This window comes from Nonomuraea sp. NPDC003201 (assembly GCF_053590415.1).
In genome coordinates this window covers 16,690-30,709 of record NZ_JBSFTC010000016.1, presented here as the reverse complement: position 1 = coordinate 30,709, position 14,020 = coordinate 16,690, and the positions used below count along the sequence as shown (strand labels likewise).

Sequence of the window (14,020 nt, the reverse complement as noted above, 5' to 3'; positions counted from 1 at the left end):
AGGCATGGAAGAGCAGTACAGGATCAGTGACCCGCGGGTGCTCAAAGCGGTCTCCCACCCGCTGCGCGTGCGCCTGCTCGGCCTGCTGCGCCTGGACGGCCCCGCGACGGCGAGCGAGCTGGGGCGCAAGGCGGGCGAGAGCTCGGGTTCCACCAGCTACCACCTCCGGGAGCTGTTCAAGTACGGCTTCATCGAGGAGGACGACGACCGGCGCGACGGGCGTGAGCGGCGCTGGCGGGCCCGCCACACCTACACCTCGTGGGACGCCGGCGAGCTGTCCGACACGGCCGAGGGCCGCGAGGCGGTCCGGATCATGCACCTGCGGCAGGCCGAGTTCGTCGGGCGGGTGATGGAGGAGTTCGACCTCGACGGCTGGTCGCGCGACTGGGTCGAGGTGGCGGGGATGAGCGACCACATCGTCTCGCTGCCGCCCGCCGGGGTGCGCGAGTTCAACGACAAGGCGGAGGAGCTGCTGCGCGACCTCGCCGCCAAATACGCCGGCGATCCCGAGGCCAGGCAGGTCAACGCCTGGCACGGCGCCGTACCGCGATCGCAGGAGGAGGAGTCGTGACCGCACGCTCGGCCTTACGCCGCTACATGCTCGTCAGTTTCCTGACCTGGCTGCCCCTGGGCCTGATGGCGGCCACCATGGTGCTGCTCATGACCGCGCGGGGGCTCGGCCTGGCGGAGGTGGGGCTGTCGGTGACGGTGTTCTCGGTCGTCACCGCCACCCTGGAGCTGCCGACCGGCGGCCTGGCCGACGTTCTCGGGCGGCGCGTGGTCCTGGCCGTCTCCGCCGCGTTCACCGTGGCCGCGCTCGTGCTGCTCGCCGTCTCCACCACGTTCTGGATGTTCCTGATCAGCGGCGTGCTCAAGGGCGTGGCCAGGGCGCTGTCCAGCGGCCCGGCCACCTCCTGGTACGTCGACACGCTCCACGGGATCGAGGGCCGCGACGCCGACCTCAAACCGGGGCTGGCCAGAGGCGGCGCGATGGAGTCCGTGGCGCTGTGCGTGGGCGTGCTGGCGGGCGGCGGCCTGCCGCTCCTGGTGCCGGCACAGGTGATCTTCCCGCTGGCCGCGCCGCCGCTGGTGGGCGCGACGGCGGCGGCCGTGCTGCTGGTCGTGGTGGTGTTCGCGATGCCGGAGCCAGCGCACGCCCGCAGGTCGCTGGCGGGCGTGCTGCGCGAGGTGCCGGCCACGGTCGGGGCGGGCCTCCGGCTGGCGGCGGGCGCGCCCGTGCTGCGCCGCATGACGGCCGCCGCGGCGGCCTCCGGCGTGGTGCTGATCAGCATCGAGCTGCTCACCCCCGGGCGGCTGGCCGAGCTGGCGGGCACGGCCGAGCGGGGCAGCCTGGCCTACGCCGTGGTCTCGGCCCTCGGGTTCGCGAGCAGCGCGGCGGGCAGCGCGCTCGCACCCCGGGTGGCGCGGCTGGCCGGCGGCTCGGCCGGCGGTGCGATCGCCGGCACTGTGCTCGCCGCTCTGTCCGTCGGGGCGCTCGCCGCGACCGCGGGGCTAAGGGGCCCGGCTGGGCTGGTGAGCGCGGGGCTGGCGTACATGACGCTCTTCGTGGGCCTCTCGGTGGCGGGCCTGCTCTGCCTGGAGATGACCCACAACGCGGTCAGCGCGGCCGAGCGCACCACCGTCACCTCGACCAGTTCGCTGTCGCTGCAGGCGGGCGGGGTCGTGGCCAACCTGACGCTCGGCGCGCTGGCCGGGCAGGCGGGCGTGGCCGTCGCGTGGACCGGCGCCGCGCTGGTGGTGCTGGCCTCGGCCCTGCTGTTCGTACGGATGCCCGCGCCTACAGGCTCCAGTCGATCTCCGGCCCCACGGGCACGATCCCACTCGGGTTGATGTTGGTCTGGGTGATGTAGTAGTGACGCTTGATCTGGTCGAAGACGGTGGTTTCGCGGAAGGCCGGGATCGCGTACAGCCGGCGCGCGTACGCCCACAGCGCCGGATAGTCGACCAGCCGCCGGACCGAGCACTTGAAGTGCCCGTGATAGACGGCGTCGAACCTGGCCAGCGTCGTGTACAGGCGCACGTCGCTGTCGGTGAGGACGTCGAAGAGGTGTTCCGACTCCGCCAGGCGCACCTCGAGGAAGTCCAGCGTGGTGAAGACCCGGGCCACGGCCTCCTCGTACACCTGCTGGTCGCGGGAGAAGCCCGCCTCGTAGACCGCGTTGTTGAGGCCGTGGTAGAGGCGGTCGTTCATGATGTCGATGTCGGGGCGGAGACGTTCCGGATAGAGGTCGGGGGAGGTTCCCCATGACATTTCCAGATCGAGGGTGATCTGCGGGAAGTCGTTGGTGACGATCCGCTTGTCCCTGGTGTCCCAGACGCACGGCACGGTGTAGCGGCCCGTGTAGTCCGGGTCGGTCGCGTGGTAGAGCTCCGACAGATACTCGGGGTCGCCGTCCGGGACGCGCCAGCCCTTCTCGTCGCGGATGGGGTCGACGATCGTGACGTCCAGCACGTCCTCCAGGCCGAGCAGCGCCCGGACGATCAGCACGCGCTGCGCCCAGGGGCAGGCGTAGGAGGCGTAGAGGCGGTAGCGGCCGGGTTCGGGCGGGCCGAGGCGGTCGGTGAAGCGGTTCGGCTGCCGTACGAACCGGCCATCCTCGGAGAGCTCGCGGCGCAGCTTCATGACCCCAGTAGAACATGATTCGGACACAGAACTATATTCGGCATGTGTCGAAATTTGTGGTGACTCCCGCGAGCCAGGCGCAGCGGGAGGCGTGGGTGGGCGGGGCGATCCCCGAGGTCGAGCGGGTGCGTCCGGGGCTGTGGTCGGTCCCGGTGCCGATCCCGATCAACCCCCTGCGGTACGTGCTGGTCTATGTCCTCGAACTCCCCGACGGTGTGGTGATCGTCGACGCCGGGTGGAACACCGACGAGGCGTACGACGCGCTCGTCGCGGGTCTCGGCGTGGCCGGGTACGCGATCACCGACGTCAAGGGCGTGCTCGTCACCCACATCCACCCCGACCACTACGGCCTGGCCGGGCGCATCCGCGAGATGTCCGGGGCCTGGATCGCCCTGCACCCGGCCGACGCCCGCCTGATCCGCGAACGCTACGACGACGAGGTCATCGACTCCCTCGTGGACCGGGAACGCGCGCTGCTGGTCCGCTGCGGCGTGCCGCCGCTGACGCTGGACGAGCTGGCCGGCGCGTCCATGATGATCAGGCACGTGGTCTCGATGGCCAGGCCGGACCGGCTGGTCGAGGACGGCGACGAGCTCGGCCTGCCCGGCTGGGACCTGCGGGCGATCTGGACGCCGGGCCACTCGCCCGGCCACCTGTGCTTCGTCTCGCCCTCGCGCCGGCTGCTGTTCTCCGGCGACCACGTGCTGGCGAAGATCACGCCCATCGTGGCCGTCCACCCCCAGTCGGGTCCGAACCCGCTGGCCGACTACCTCGACGCGCTGGCCGCCGTGCGCAAGCTGGACGTGGAGGAGGTGCTGCCGGCCCACGAGTACCGGTTCCTGGAGCTGGCCGAGCGGGTGGATTACGTGCTGGCGCACCACGACGAGCGGCTGGCGGAGATCGAGCAGGTCGTCGGTTCCCTGGACGGCGTCACGTGCTGGGACGTGGCCACCCGCCTGTCGTGGTCGCGGCCGTGGGAGACGATCCCGCCGTTCATGCGGCGCGCGGCCAACAACGAGACGCTGGCCCACCTGGCGTGGCTGGCGGCCAAGGGGCGGGTACGCAGGGAGCCCGGCGAACCCGAACTGTGGCGCCTGCCCTGACGCGGTCTATCGTAGCTCGTAACAGAATGTTGTTCTCCTGCGTGGGAGGTTCGATGCTTCGGTTCGATGACAGGGTCGCGATCATCACGGGCGCCGGGCACGGTCTTGGCAGGTCGCACGCGCTCCTGCTGGCCGAGCGGGGCGCCAAGGTCGTCGTCAACGACCTCGGCGGCGCGCTCGACGGCACGGGCGCCTCCACGGGGCCCGCCGCCGACGTGGTCGAGCTCATCACGAAGAACGGCGGCCAGGCCATCGCCAACGCCGACAACGTCGCCACGCCGGAGGGCGCCAGGGCCATCGTGCAGGCCGCCGTGGACGCGTTCGGCAAGGTGGACATCGTCGTCAACAACGCGGGCATCCTGCGGGACAAGTCGTTCGGCAAGATGACGGTCGAGGACTTCGACGGGGTGCTGGCCGTCCACGTACGCGGCTCGTACCTGGTCAGCCAGGCCGCGTACCCGCTGATGAAGGCGGCCGGCTACGGCCGCATCGTCAACACCTCCAGCCCGGCGGGCCTGTTCGGCAACTTCGGCCAGGCCAACTACTCCACCGCCAAGATGGGCCTGGTCGGCCTGACCAAGACGCTCGGCATCGAGGGCGCCCGCAACGGCATCAAGGCCAACGCCATCGCGCCCATCGCCTGGACCCGGATGACGGAGGCGCTGCTGCCGGCCGAGTTCGAGGCCAAGTTCACGCCGGAGCGGGTGAGCGCGCTGGTGGCGTACCTCGTGCACGACACGTGCGAGGCGAGCGGCGAGGTGTTCAGCGTGGGCGGCGGCCGGGTGGCGCGGGTGTTCGTGGCGGAGGGGCCGGGCTGGAAGACCGACGACCTCACGCCGGAGGCCGTCGCCGGCAACTGGGAGGCCGTCATGGCCGAGCAGCCCTACGTGCTCACGGCCGCCGACTCGATGAAGGCGATGCTCTAACGCTTGCGGGTCCCCGCCGCCGGGCACTCCACGTCGGCGGCGGGGCTCCGCCATGCGCCCAGCAAGGCGACGTGGAGGACGCGGCGTAACGAGCGAGGCTGCCAGAGGGACTTCTGTCAGAGGGCGACGCCGGCATGGCCGCTCATCGAAGGACCTTGGCCGAAGTACGAAGTCGCGATAGATGCCCAAAAAGCCGGAAAAACCGGGCTTTGTTCGATCTTCGGCGGAAGTCGCCGGAGTTTTGTCGATACTCACTCTTGATTTGCCGCATCGGTGATCTTATTGTCGCGGCATGACCCCCCAGCCGGGCTCTGCCGGAGATGTGCTGACGTTGATCAGCGCAGGTTCGGCCACGACCCGTTCCGATCTAGCGAGGCTCACCGGCCTGGCCAGGTCCACGATCTCCCAGCGCGTGGACGCGCTGATCGAGCGCGGGCTGGTCGAGGAGACCGAGAGCGGTGAGTCCACCGGTGGCCGGCCGCCGCGCCAGCTGCGCCTGCACACCGAGGATCACGCCTTCGCGGGCGTCGACCTGGGGGCCACGCACTGCCGGGTCGTGCTGATGGACATCTCGGGCAACCTGCTGGCCGAGTGCGAGGACTCGCTGCTGATCGGCGAGGGGCCGGAGAAAGTGCTCGCCCACGTGGACCAGCGTCTCGACCAGCTGCTCGGCGAGGCGGGGCGGCCCCGGTCGGCGCTGCGCGCCATCGGGGTCGGGGTGCCGGGGCCGGTGGAGTTCGCCACGGGACGGCCGAACAACCCGCCGATCATGCCGGGCTGGAACGACTACCCCATCCCCGAGTACTTCGACGGCGTGTCGGTGCTGGTCGACAACGACGTCAACGTGATGGCGCTCGGCGAGCACCGTCACTCGTTCCCCGGCGCCGGCCACCTGCTGTTCGTCAAGGTCGGCACGGGCATCGGCTGCGGCATCATGGCCGAGGGCAAGCTGCACAGGGGAGCCCAGGGCTCGGCCGGCGACATCGGGCACATCCGGGTCAGCGGCCACGAGGACGCGGGCTGCCGGTGCGGCAACAGCGCCTGCCTGGAGGCCGTGGCCGGCGGTGCCGCCATCGCGCGGCGGCTGAGCGAGCTGGGCCTGCCGGCCGAGTCGGGCGCCGACGTCGTGGCGCTCGTACAGGCGGGCAACACCCAGGCGCTGCGGCTGGTCAGAGAGGCCGGCCGGCTCGTCGGCGAGGTGCTGGCCAGCCTGGTCAACTTCTTCAACCCCGAGGTCATCGTCATCGGCGGCGCGCTGTCACGGGTGCACGAGCACCTGCTGGCCGGGATCAGGGAGACGGTCTACCGCAGGTCGCTCCCGCTGGCCACGCACCACCTGTCGATCACGCCGAGCCGTACGGGCATCAACGCGGCCGCGCTCGGGGCGGGGATCCTCGCCATCGAGCACTACCTGTCTCCGGACAACATCAACCGGATCGTCAACGCCTGAAAGGGACCTTCCCCGTGCTGGTCATGAAGGGCATCGTCAAGCAGTTCCCCGGTGTGCGCGCGCTGGACGGGGTCGACCTGGACGTACGGGCGGGCGAGGTGCACTGCCTGCTCGGCCAGAACGGCGCCGGCAAGTCCACCCTGATCAAGGTGCTGGCCGGAGCGCACCAGCCGGACGAGGGCACGATCCTGTTCAACGACCAGGAAGTGCGCCCGAGCAGCCCCATCGACGCCATCAGGCTCGGTTTCGCCACGATCTACCAGGAACTCGACCTGGTCGACGGGCTCAGCGTGGCCGAGAACATCTTCCTCGGCCACGAGCACGCCCGCTTCGGCTTCGTCAACCGGGCGGCCGCCAGGCGCGCCGCCCGCGAGGTGCTCGAACGGCTCGGCCACGGGGAGATCCGCGCGTCGGCCGAGGTGGGGCGGCTGTCGCCGGCGGCCAAGCAGGTCGTGTCCATGGCCAGGGCGCTCTCCCACGACGCCCGCCTGATCATCATGGACGAGCCGTCCGCCGCCCTCGCCCACGACGAGGTCGCCAACCTCTTCCGCATCATCCGCGAGCTGACCGCCCAGGGCGTGGCCGTGGTCTACATCTCGCACCGCCTGGAGGAGATCCGCGAGATCGGCGACCGGGTCACCGTGCTGAAGGACGGCCGCACGGTCGCCGTCGGGCTGTCCGCGCGGGACACCCCCACCGGGGAGATCGTCTCGCTCATGACCGGCAGGAACGTCGAGTACGTCTTCCCGCCCCGGGCCGGCCGCTCGCCGGGCGAGGAAGTGCTCAAGGTCGAGAACCTGTCCTCGCCGGGCGTCTTCTCGGGCGTGTCGTTCTCCGTCCGGGCGGGCGAGATCGTCGGGCTGGCCGGGCTCGTCGGCTCGGGCCGCTCGGAGATCCTGGAGGCCGTGTACGGCGCCCGCCCCGCCTCGGGCCGCGTCCTGCTCGCCGGAACTCCCATGCGCCGCAGCGTCGTCGGCACCGTCAAGCGCGGCATGGGCCTGGCCCCGGAGGAACGCAAGGCCCAGGCCCTCCTCCTCGACCAGAGCGTCACCGCCAACATCACGCTGGGCACCCTGCCGGGGTTCGCCAGGTTCGGCTGGATCGACCGCAAACGGGAGCGGGCCGAGGCCAAGCGCCTGTCGGAGATGTTGGACATCAGACCACCCGATCCCGAACGCCCGATCCGGACCCTGTCCGGCGGCAACCAGCAGAAGGCCGTGCTCGCCCGCTGGCTGCTCGGCGGCCGCAAGCTGCTCCTGCTCGACGAACCGACCAGAGGCGTGGACGTGGGCGCCAGGGCCGAGCTGTACGCGGTGATCCGCAACCTGGCCGAGCAGGGGATCGGCGTGCTGCTGGTCTCCAGCGAGGTGCCCGAGGTGCTCGGCCTGGCCGACCGGGTGCTCGTGTTACGCGAGGGCACGGTCATCCACGAGGGCGACGCCGAGGGCCTGGACGAGCACCGCGTACTCGACATGATCATGAATGGGAGGGCGGCGTGATGAGCGAGCCCACAACGGACCGGCCGCTCGCGGGAGTGGGGTCGCCCCCGTCGCCGGGCGGCTTCCGCGCCAGTTTCGGAGAAATGCGACATCTCGGGCTGTTGGCGGCGCTGGCGCTGCTGATCGTCGTCGGCCTCGTCACCGTGCCCGGGAACTTCGCCACCGCCTCCAACCTCGTCAGCATCCTCTCCCTGGCCGCCACGATCGGCGTGATCACGGTCGGGGCCACGTTCGTGATCATCGGCGGCGGCATCGACCTGTCGGTCGGCGCGGTCATGGCGCTGGCCTCGGTCTGGGCCACGACGCTGGCCACGCAGTCGTACGGGCCGGTGGTGATGGCGATCTGCGCCATCGCCGTCGGCACCGGGGCGGGGCTGGTCAACGGGTTACTCATCGCCTACGGGCGACTGGTGCCGTTCATCGCGACGCTGGCCATGCTCGTCGCCGCCCGAGGGCTGGCGCAGCGCATGTCCGACCGCAAGACGCAGCTCATCCAGTCCGACAACTCCGCCATCGTGGACCTGTCGACCACGCGCCTGCTCGGCATCCCGCTGCTGGTCTACATCTTCGCGCTGGTCGTGGTGCTCGGGTGGATCGTGCTCAACCGCACGACGTTCGGGCGGCGGACGTACGCGGTCGGGGGCAACCCCGAGGCGGCCAGGCTCGCCGGGATCAACGTGCGCAGGCACACGATGCTGCTCTACGCCCTGTCGGGGCTCTGCTGCGGCATCGCCGCGATCCTCATCATGGCGCGTACGACGACGGGCTCGTCCACCCACGGCGACCTGTACGAGCTCGACGCCATCGCCGCCGTGATCATCGGCGGCACGCTCCTCACCGGGGGCCGGGGCACGATCGTGGGCTCGATCCTGGGCCTGCTGATCTTCACCCTCATCACGAACCTGTTCATTCTCAACGGGCTCAACACCAGCGACCAGCTGATCGCCAAGGGCCTGATCATCGTCGTCGCCGTCCTTCTCCAGCGGCGGAACTTGAAGGAGAGATCACCATGAGTGAGAACGTCGCGCGCAGGGGATTCCTTGTCGGCGGAGCCGTACTCTTAGCGACGGGCTGCACCAGCAACGAGCCCGTCGCCTCGACCAGCAGCAGCGCGGCCCCCGCGCCCGCTCCCGCGGCCAGCGGCAATGACCAGCCGGGGGACAAGGTCACGATCGGCTTCTCGGCGCCCGCCGCCGACCACGGCTGGATCGCGGCCATCGCCAAGAACGCCGAGAGCGCCGCGAAGCAGTACACCGACGTCGAATTCAAGCCCGTCGAGCCGACGAACGACATCAACCAGCAGATCTCCGCGGTCGAGTCGCTCATCGCGGCCAAGGTGAGCGCGCTGGTCATCCTGCCCAACGACGGCCAGCAGCTGAACCAGGTCGCGCTCCAGGCCACCGCGGCCGGGATCCCGGTCATCAACCTCGACCGCGTCTTCCCCGACAAGCTGGCCTACCGGACCTGGATCGGCGGCGACAACTACGGCATGGGCGTCGCGGCCGGGCAGTACATCGGCAAGCAGCTCAAGGACAAGGGCGTCGCCAACCCCGTCATCGTCGAGATCCAGGGCATCGCCACGCTGCCGCTGACGCAGGACCGCAGCAAGGGCTTCGCCGACGCGCTGAAGACGTTCGGGTTCAGCGTCACGGCCAAGCAGGACGCCAAGTTCACGGTCGAGACCGGCAACCAGGTGGCCACGTCGCTGCTCCAGGCGCACAAGAAGATCGACGCGCTCTGGAACCACGACGACGACCAGGGCGTCGGCGTGCTGGCCGCGATCAAGGAGGCGAACCGGAACGAGTTCATCATGGTCGGCGGCGCCGGGTCGCTGAACGCGATGAAGGAGATCCAGTCGGGTACGTCGGTGCTGAAGGCCACGGTCACCTACAGCCCCACGATGGCCTCCTCGGCGATCAAACTCGCACGTCTGATCGCGCAGGGGAAGGGCATGAGTGATCTGGTGGAGAACCAGGTTCCGCAGTCCATCACGCTCGCATCCGAGACCATTACCAAGGACAACGTCGAGAAGTACCTGTCGCTCGGCTTCGAATCCTGATCGGGGGTTGCATGTCAGACAAGACCACCATCGGCGTGGGCATGATCGGCTACGCCTTTATGGGCCGCGTCCACTCCCAGGCCTGGCGCAGCGTCTCGGCCTTCTTCGACCTGCCTTTGGTGCCTCGCATGGCGGTGCTCGGCGGCAGGTCGAAGGAGAGCACCGAGGCGGCCGCCGCACAGCTCGGCTGGGCCGATGTCGAGACGGACTGGCGAGAGCTGATCAAGCGCGACGACGTGCAGATCGTCGACATCTGCACGCCCGGTGACTCGCACGCCGAGATCGCCATCGCCGCGCTGCAGGCGGGCAAGCACGTGATCTGCGAGAAACCGCTCGCCAACACCGTCGAAGAGGCCGAGGCCATGGTCCGGGCCGCGCAGGCGGCGCCGTCCTCGGTCAAGAGCATGGTGGCCTTCAACTACCGGCGGGTGCCCGCGATCGCGCTCGCCCGCCGGTACGTCGAGGAGGGCCGGATCGGCGAGGTCAGGCACGTACGGGCCGCGTACCTGCAGGACTGGATCGTCGACCCGGAGTTCCCGCTGGTCTGGCGACTGCAGAAGGACAAGGCGGGCGCGGGCGCGCTGGGCGACATCGGCTCGCACATCGTGGACGCGGCCCAGTTCATCACCGGGCAGCAGCTGGTGGGCGTCTCCGCGCTGACGGAGACGTTCATCAAGGAACGCCCCGTCGCCGCGGCGTCCGCGGGCCTGGAGGCCACCGGCACCGGCGACATGGGCCAGGTGACCGTGGACGACGCCGCCCTGTTCATCGGCCGGCTCTCGGGCGGAGGGCTGGCCTCGTTCGAGGCCACCCGCTTCGCCTTCGGCCGCAAGAACGCGATGCGCATCGAGATCAACGGCTCGCTCGGCAGCCTGGCGTTCGACTTCGAGGCCATGAACGAGCTGTGGTTCAGCTCCGGAGGCGGCGGCTTCGAGCGGATCCTGGTCACCGAACCCGACCACCCCTACGTGGGCGCCTGGTGGCCGCCCGGGCACGGGCTCGGCTACGAGCACACCTTCACCCACGAGATCAACGACTTCCTGGAGGCGATCGCCACCGGAGCCGACCCCACGCCGTCGTTCGCCGACGGGCTTCGGGTGCAGCGGGTGCTGGAGGCGGTCGAGCGGAGCGCGGCTGAGGGCAGCCGCTACATGAACGTGGAGGACTGACACATGCGACCTGTCACCCTGTTCACGGGGCAGTGGGCCGACCTGCCGTTCGAGGAGGTGTGCAGGCTGGCCGCCGAATGGGGCTACGACGGCCTGGAGATCGCCTGCTCGGGCGACCACTTCGACGTGGCCCAGGCCGTGGCGGACCCGTCGTACGTGGAGCAGAAGCACGCCCAGCTCGACAAGCACGGCCTCAAGGTCTGGACCATCTCCAACCACCTTGTCGGCCAGGCGGTGTGCGACCTCATCGACGAGCGCCACAAGTCCATCCTCCCCGCCCGCATCTGGGGCTCCGGCGACCCCGAGTCGGTCCGCCAGGCGGCGGCGGAGGACATGAAGAACACGGCCCGCGCGGCCGCTCTGCTGGGCGTGGACACGGTGGTCGGCTTCACCGGGTCGTCGATCTGGCACACGGTCGCCATGTTCCCGCCGGTGCCGGCGTCGATGGTGGACGCCGGGTACCAGGACTTCGCCGACCGCTGGAACCCGATCCTCGACGTCTTCGACGAGGTCGGGGTGCGCTTCGCGCACGAGGTCCACCCGAGTGAGATCGCGTACGACTACTACACGACCGCGCGGACCCTGGAGGCGATCGGCCACCGCCCCGCCTTCGGCCTGAACTGGGACCCGTCCCACATGGTCTGGCAGGACCTGGACCCGGTCGGGTTCATCCTGGACTTCAAGGACCGCATCTACCACGTCGACTGCAAGGACACGCGCATGCGCGTGGGCGACGGCCGCAAGGGCCGCCTGTCCTCGCACCTGCCGTGGGCCGACATGCGCCGCGGCTGGGACTTCGTCTCGACCGGGCGCGGCGACGTGCCCTGGGAGGACTGCTTCCGGGCGCTGAACTCGATCGGGTACGAAGGGCCCATTTCGATCGAGTGGGAGGACGCGGGGATGGACCGGCTGGATGGGGCTCGGGAGGCGCTCGGCTACATCCGCAAGCTCAACTCCATCACCCCACCGGCCACCGCCTTCGACGCCGCCTTCTCCACGACGTAAGGCCTTTTGCGAGGGGGGCGCTGCACGCCTCGGAGCTCCAGACAGCGCCTCCCTTCAGGCCCCCCGCGCCCACCGGTTGCCTGGTTACCGGCTTGGCCTGCTGGAGCCCGCCTCGAATCGCGAGTGGCAGCCGCTCGACCCTCAACCGGGGCCGTACAGCCGGATGTCGAGGTCCAGATCGCCCAGCCTCTCCCGGATGAGCGCCCGCACCTCCGGCCAGGCCAGCCCACCGTGCCCGCAGCCCAGGGGTGGGATCGCGATGCTGCCGAGGCGCAGCTCGACCAGGAGCCGCGCCAGGTCGTCCAGCCCTGCGGCGATGTCCGGCAGCCTGGACTTCTGGCGCCAGTGGCGTTTGGTCGGGAAGTTGAGCACCCACCGATCGCCGTCGCCGAGCCGTACCGGGAGGACGTGCCCGATCCGCATGCGGCCGTCGGCACACGCCTGCGCGTAGGCGGCGAACACCTCGGGGAACGCCTGCTTGAACTCCAGGGCGATCCCCTTGCCCATCACCCCCACGGTGTTGACCGCGTTGACGAGGGCTTGCGCGTCGTCTTGGAGCAGGTCGCCGGTGGTTTCCGTGATCAAGGATGCTCTCCCGCGGCTCGAGGTGCCCGACCACCAGAACTAGCAGGCACCCCCGACAATCACCGTCGCCACGAGGCCGGTCAGCGTAGCGCCGGCTCGGTCGCGCGCACCGTGGACATGACCTCATATGGCACAAGTCGCATCTCTGAGAGCCCGGGCTGCAGGTCCGCGCCGTGTCGTTCTCCGGCGGGAAGGCCGGCCGGGTCAAGTCCGAGTATCCCGTACCTCCGCATCTCGCACCCTCGCCATTGACATGTTGACCTCAGGTCATTTACTAATGACCTGAGGTCAACAATCGAGGAGATGCAGATGTCCAACGCGACGAACAGTGAGATGTCCGGCTTCCACCTGGTCGCCAAGCTTCTCGACCACGCGTCGAGGCCCGACCCGTATCCGATCTACGCCGAGTTCCGCGCCCGCGGCCCGTTGTGGATCGAGGAGATGTCCTCGCTGGTGGTGACCGGCTACCGCGACTGCGAGACGCTGCTGCGGGACCAGCGGCTCAGCGCCGAGCGGTGGCGGTTCTTCCAGCCCGATGGGGCAGCAGACCCGTACCCCGCGGACGCTCCCGCCTCGGTACGGCGGCCGTGGTTCCTCTCCCTGGATCCTCCGGACCACACCCGGCTGCGGCGTCTGGTCAGCAGCGCGTTCACCGCCCGTACCGTCGCGCGGATGGAGGACTCCGTCACGCGGCTGGTCGATGAATGCCTCGACCGCGCGGCCGAGGGGGAGACGTTCGACGTGATGTCCGGCCTCGCCTACTCGCTGCCGGTGACGGTCATCTGCCGGATGCTCGGCGTGCCGCAGGCCGACGAGCGGCTGTTCCACGGGTGGACCGCCCAGCTCACCCGGCTGCTCGACGGGTTCGGCAATCCTGGCGACGGGAACGACGAGTGGGCGGGTGGCATGGCGGACATGCACCGGTACGTCAACGACCTCGTCGCCGAACGGCGCCGGAGCCCGCGCCGGGACGACCTGATCTCCGAGCTGCTCGCCGCGCAGGAAGGCGGTGACGCGCTCAGCCATGACGAACTGGTCTCCACGATCGTGCTGTTGCTGGTGGCGGGCCATGAGACGACGGTCAACCTGATCGCCAACGGCGTGCTCGCCCTGCTGCGGCACCCCGGCCACCTCGCCGCCCTGCGCGCCGACCCCGGTACGGCGTCCGCGGTCGTCGAGGAGACCCTGCGCCACGACCCGCCCGTCCAGCTCACCGCCCGGGTCGCCAAAGAGGACATGAGCGTCGGGAAGGCGAAGGTGCCCGCGGGCAGCCTGGTCATCCTGCTGCTGGCCGCAGCTCACCGGGACCCGGAGGCGAACCCGGACCCGGACCGGTTCGACCCGGCCCGCGAGCAGATGCGGCATCTGGGCTTCGGCTTCGGTCCGCACTTCTGCCTCGGCTCGCCGCTGGCCCGGCTCGAAGGCCGGGTGGCGATGGCCGCGTTCGCCCGGCGCGTACGGGAGCCCAAGCTGGTCGCCGACCCGCCGCCGTACCGGGAGCACATCAACCTTCGCGGCGTCAGCGAGCTCCTCATCTCCCACGCAGGGGTGATGACGTGACGGTCGGCTAACCTGATGCG

At 70.1% G+C, this 14,020-nt stretch carries 13 protein-coding genes; 11 read left to right on the top strand and 2 right to left on the bottom strand.

From position 1 onward, the window contains the following. The first annotated feature begins 4 nt into the window (after positions 1-4). A complete protein-coding gene (locus tag ACWDX9_RS09525) occupies positions 5-571 on the top strand; it encodes a winged helix-turn-helix domain-containing protein (RefSeq protein WP_449951092.1) in 567 nt (188 codons plus the stop codon). Continuing rightward, the gene (locus ACWDX9_RS09520) at positions 568-1,851 is read left to right on the top strand and encodes an MFS transporter (protein ID WP_449951089.1); all 1,284 of its coding nucleotides are present in this window, start codon (positions 568-570) and stop codon (positions 1,849-1,851) included. The genes ACWDX9_RS09525 and ACWDX9_RS09520 overlap by 4 nt, the downstream gene beginning before the upstream one ends. Here the strand turns inward: ACWDX9_RS09520 and ACWDX9_RS09515 are convergent. Beyond that, entirely contained in the window at positions 1,799-2,644 is an 846-nt protein-coding gene (locus ACWDX9_RS09515) for a glutathione S-transferase family protein (protein ID WP_364259831.1), read from the bottom strand. The two genes, ACWDX9_RS09520 and ACWDX9_RS09515, sit on opposite strands and share 53 nt — an antisense overlap. Positions 2,645-2,688: 44 nt before the next feature. On the opposite strand from ACWDX9_RS09515, the gene ACWDX9_RS09510 reads away from it, so the two are divergent. From ACWDX9_RS09510 to ACWDX9_RS09475, 8 genes are all read left to right on the top strand, one after another. Then, a complete protein-coding gene (locus ACWDX9_RS09510; protein ID WP_350729344.1) occupies positions 2,689-3,747 on the top strand; it encodes an MBL fold metallo-hydrolase in 1,059 nt (352 codons plus the stop codon). 53 nt (positions 3,748-3,800) lie between these two features. Further along, positions 3,801-4,673 (top strand): SDR family oxidoreductase, encoded by an 873-nt coding sequence (locus ACWDX9_RS09505; RefSeq protein WP_449951085.1) that lies wholly within the window; start codon positions 3,801-3,803, stop codon positions 4,671-4,673. A 292-nt stretch (positions 4,674-4,965) separates the two neighbouring features. Next, entirely contained in the window at positions 4,966-6,123 is a 1,158-nt protein-coding gene (locus tag ACWDX9_RS09500; RefSeq protein WP_364259837.1) for an ROK family transcriptional regulator, read from the top strand. Positions 6,124-6,146: 23 nt separating this feature from the next. After that, the gene (locus tag ACWDX9_RS09495) at positions 6,147-7,622 is read left to right on the top strand and encodes a sugar ABC transporter ATP-binding protein (RefSeq protein WP_449951189.1); all 1,476 of its coding nucleotides are present in this window, start codon (positions 6,147-6,149) and stop codon (positions 7,620-7,622) included. 83 nt (positions 7,623-7,705) lie between these two features. Continuing rightward, the gene (locus tag ACWDX9_RS09490) at positions 7,706-8,635 is read left to right on the top strand and encodes an ABC transporter permease (RefSeq protein ID WP_449951081.1); all 930 of its coding nucleotides are present in this window, start codon (positions 7,706-7,708) and stop codon (positions 8,633-8,635) included. Then, positions 8,632-9,681 carry a substrate-binding domain-containing protein gene (locus tag ACWDX9_RS09485; RefSeq protein WP_449951078.1) on the top strand — a complete coding sequence of 350 codons (1,050 nt, stop codon included), beginning with the start codon at positions 8,632-8,634 and terminating at the stop codon, positions 9,679-9,681. The genes ACWDX9_RS09490 and ACWDX9_RS09485 overlap by 4 nt, the downstream gene beginning before the upstream one ends. Before the next feature lie 11 nt (positions 9,682-9,692). Next, entirely contained in the window at positions 9,693-10,850 is a 1,158-nt protein-coding gene (locus ACWDX9_RS09480; protein ID WP_350729355.1) for a Gfo/Idh/MocA family protein, read from the top strand. A 3-nt stretch (positions 10,851-10,853) separates the two neighbouring features. Continuing rightward, entirely contained in the window at positions 10,854-11,855 is a 1,002-nt protein-coding gene (locus tag ACWDX9_RS09475; RefSeq protein WP_350729357.1) for a sugar phosphate isomerase/epimerase family protein, read from the top strand. Between the two features lie 141 nt (positions 11,856-11,996). Here the strand turns inward: ACWDX9_RS09475 and ACWDX9_RS09470 are convergent, their stop codons facing one another. After that, on the bottom strand, positions 11,997-12,440 hold the full coding sequence (locus tag ACWDX9_RS09470; protein ID WP_449951075.1) for a macro domain-containing protein: 444 nt from the start codon (positions 12,438-12,440) through the stop codon (positions 11,997-11,999). Positions 12,441-12,749: 309 nt separating this feature from the next. On the opposite strand from ACWDX9_RS09470, the gene ACWDX9_RS09465 reads away from it, so the two are divergent. Next, positions 12,750-14,000: a cytochrome P450 gene (locus ACWDX9_RS09465; protein WP_449951072.1), complete on the top strand. Its 1,251-nt coding sequence runs from the start codon at positions 12,750-12,752 to the stop codon at positions 13,998-14,000. Positions 14,001-14,020 lie beyond the last annotated feature (20 nt).

Bases quoted from the DNA above. Each gene is read 5' to 3' on its own strand.
- ACWDX9_RS09525 (WP_449951092.1), top strand. From the start codon at position 5: ATGGAAGAGCAGTACAGGATCAGTGACCCGCGGGTGCTCAAAGCGGTC.
- ACWDX9_RS09515 (WP_364259831.1), bottom strand. From the start codon at position 2,644: ATGAAGCTGCGCCGCGAGCTCTCCGAGGATGGCCGGTTCGTACGGCAG.
- ACWDX9_RS09505 (WP_449951085.1), top strand. From the start codon at position 3,801: ATGCTTCGGTTCGATGACAGGGTCGCGATCATCACGGGCGCCGGGCAC.
- ACWDX9_RS09500 (WP_364259837.1), top strand. From the start codon at position 4,966: ATGACCCCCCAGCCGGGCTCTGCCGGAGATGTGCTGACGTTGATCAGC.
- ACWDX9_RS09495 (WP_449951189.1), top strand. From the start codon at position 6,147: ATGAAGGGCATCGTCAAGCAGTTCCCCGGTGTGCGCGCGCTGGACGGG.
- ACWDX9_RS09490 (WP_449951081.1), top strand. From the start codon at position 7,706: ATGCGACATCTCGGGCTGTTGGCGGCGCTGGCGCTGCTGATCGTCGTC.
- ACWDX9_RS09485 (WP_449951078.1), top strand. From the start codon at position 8,632: ATGAGTGAGAACGTCGCGCGCAGGGGATTCCTTGTCGGCGGAGCCGTA.
- ACWDX9_RS09480 (WP_350729355.1), top strand. From the start codon at position 9,693: ATGTCAGACAAGACCACCATCGGCGTGGGCATGATCGGCTACGCCTTT.
- ACWDX9_RS09475 (WP_350729357.1), top strand. From the start codon at position 10,854: ATGCGACCTGTCACCCTGTTCACGGGGCAGTGGGCCGACCTGCCGTTC.
- ACWDX9_RS09465 (WP_449951072.1), top strand. From the start codon at position 12,750: ATGTCCAACGCGACGAACAGTGAGATGTCCGGCTTCCACCTGGTCGCC.